Source organism: Rhodococcus sp. 5A-K4 (assembly GCF_046097995.1).
In the GTDB taxonomy this organism is placed as follows: Bacteria; Actinomycetota; Actinomycetes; order Mycobacteriales; family Mycobacteriaceae; genus Rhodococcus_F; species Rhodococcus_F erythropolis.
In genome coordinates, this window is the sequence record NZ_JBJURM010000070.1 from 1 (window position 1) to 1,370 (window position 1,370).

General features: G+C 59.9%; 1 protein-coding gene. It reads right to left on the reverse strand.

Features of this window, described 5'->3' with window-relative positions:
• Positions 1 to 39: 39 nt before the first annotated feature.
• Positions 40 to 1,323, reverse strand: coding sequence for an IS256 family transposase (locus tag ACKAMS_RS33555; RefSeq protein ID WP_047269195.1), 1,284 nt, complete (start codon positions 1,321 to 1,323; stop codon positions 40 to 42).
• Between the last annotated feature and the right edge of the window lie 47 nt (positions 1,324 to 1,370).

Consider the following 1,370-nt stretch of genomic DNA (forward strand, 5'->3'; position numbering starts at 1 on the left):
GGGTCTGTCCAGAAAACGGTGTAATTGGTTGATTTCTAACTACTTTCGTCCGGCAGACAGCCGTCCGTCGAACGTGATCTCGAAGGCATTCAGTGCTGCCTTCCATCGGTTGGACCAGCGTTGGCGGGCGGTACCTTTGGGATCGAGGCTCATGATGGCCAGATACACGCATTTCAAGGCCGCGGCCTCGGTCGGAAAGTGTCCACGGGCCTTGACAGCCCTGCGGATTCGGGCGTTGACACTCTCGATGGCGTTGGTCGTGTAAATGACCTGCCGGATGGCGTTGTCGAATTGTAGGAACGGCACGAACTCAGCCCAGGCGTTGGTCCAGAGCCTGATGATCGCGGGATAGCGTTTCTCCCATTTGTCACTGAACTCTGCGAATCGGTCGAGCGCGGCCTGCTCCGACGGAGCCGTGTAGACGGGTTTGAGGTCCTTGGCGATATCGGACCAGTCCTTGCGGGAGGCATAGGCGTAGGTGTTACGGAGAAGATGGACCACACAAGTCTGCACGATGGTCTGTGGCCACACTTGCTCGATCGAGTCAGGTAGATGCTTGAGACCGTCGCACACGACGATCAGAACATCCTGCACACCACGGTTTTTCAGCTCGGACAACACCCGAAGCCAGTACTTCGCTCCCTCCCCGTCGCCGTGCTCACCGACCCACAATCCGAGGATGTCGCGGGTGCCGTCGACAGTCACCCCCATCGCGACGTAGATCGGCCGGTTAGCGACGTTGCCCTCGCGAATCTTGACGTGGATGCAGTCGATGAACAACACCGGGTACACAGGGTCCAACGGCCGGTTCTGCCACTCGGCCATGCCTTCCATCACCCGCTCGGTGATCGTCGAGATCGTCTGCTTGGACACATCGGCTCCGTACACCTCGGCCAGGTGTGCAGCGATCTCACCAGTCGTCAAACCCTTGGCCGACAATGAGATCACCATGTCCTCCACGCCCGACAGCCGACGCTGCCGCTTGGCCACGATCTTCGGCTCGAAGGAGGAATCCCGGTCACGGGGCACCTCGAGTTCGACCGGGCCGGCCTCGGTCAACACGTTCTTGGCTCGTCTGCCGTTGCGGGAGTTGCCGCTGCCTCTCCCTGCCGGGTCGCTCTTGCCGTATCCGAGGTGGTCGTCCATCTCGCCTTCGAGCGCGGACTCCACGACTAGCTTGGTCAGCTTCGACAGCAATCCACCATCTCCGGTCAACTGCAGCCCTTCGGCTCGCGCCTGCTCGACCAGCTCTTTGAGCCGCGCATCGCTGATACCCGGCTGAGCCGAGTTCGTCTCTGTCTCACGATCAATCACATCAGTCATAGTGGCGTATCTCCTTTCAGAGTTACACCGTTGTTCTTACAGTCCCC

Coding starts and splice junctions, on each gene's coding strand:
- ACKAMS_RS33555 (WP_047269195.1), bottom strand. CDS start 1,323: ATGACTGATGTGATTGATCGTGAGACAGAGACGAACTCGGCTCAGCCG.